At 53.2% G+C, this 551-nt stretch carries 1 protein-coding gene; it reads left to right on the forward strand.

Translation table 11 applies throughout. The features are described from left to right. A partial coding sequence (locus AC1DRJ_RS31945; RefSeq protein ID WP_477805605.1) for an SRPBCC family protein occupies nt 1–551 on the forward strand: 551 nt, incomplete at both ends.

The raw sequence follows: 551 nt of genomic DNA on the forward strand, positions 1-551 counted from the left end.
GCATTGCGAAGTCGTACACACCTTCATTTATGTGTGTGTGGCGACCAAAGCTCCAGACTTCACACCATTCCGTGAGGCGGTAGCCCCTTTCATCGCTCCGCACAATCTCGATAACTGCAAGGTAGCTTTCGAATCAACCATCATCGAGAAAGGAAACTGGAAGCTGGTCTTCGAGAATAACCGGGAATGCTACCACTGCGATGGGTCGCACCCAGAGTTACTGCAATCCTTTGTCGATAACCTTTCCGTAGGCGGTGTAGGTGGCGACGATGATCCAGAGCTTTCCGCTTACTGGAACAAATGCGAAAGAGCAGGCTTACCTAGCCGCCTAGTGATGGACATCAACGGCCAATTCCGTATGACGCGCATCCCTCTCTCAAAAGGCGCGGTCAGCTACACCATGGACGGCAAGCCAGCGGTCACCACCCGTCTCGACAAGACATCCGAAGACGATATCGGTGCGCTGCTCTACTTCAATTACCCTTCGACTTGGAACCATTTCTTGGGTGACCACGCCCTCAGCTTCCGAGTTTTGCCCATCAGTGCTACCG

Source organism: Pseudomonas sp. P5_B2 (genome assembly GCF_056400445.1).